The sequence below is a fragment of the Italian clover phyllody phytoplasma str. MA1 genome (assembly GCF_000300695.1).
Classification (GTDB): Bacteria; Bacillota_I; Bacilli_A; order Acholeplasmatales; family Acholeplasmataceae; genus Phytoplasma.
In genome coordinates this window covers 1-285 of the sequence record NZ_AKIM01000148.1, presented here as the reverse complement: position 1 = coordinate 285, position 285 = coordinate 1, and the positions used below count along the sequence as shown (strand labels likewise).

Here is a 285-nt window from a genome sequence, read left to right as displayed (position 1 = left end):
AAAAATTTATTTGAGTTTGATTGGATTATTGAGTTTAGGTTTGTTGATTTTATTAATTTTTGGCTTTATTAATTCTCGCCCACCAATTAAAAACCCATCATTAACTAATCAACCTCCATCAACACAACAACAAGAGATCGATAACCAAATCAAATTAGAACAAGCTAAAATCCAAGAAATCCAACAACAAGATCAAACCTTAAAAACCCAAATTGATGAAAATGTCAAAACTTTAACTGAAACTATTACCAAAATTAAAACTCTTCAAACCGAATTAACTAATAA

At 27.7% G+C, this 285-nt stretch carries 1 pseudogene; it reads left to right on the top strand.

Going from position 1 to position 285, the window contains the following annotated elements:
- Positions 1 to 285 (top strand): annotated as a pseudogene (locus tag RI01_RS03035) (AAA family ATPase); the annotation flags it as partial.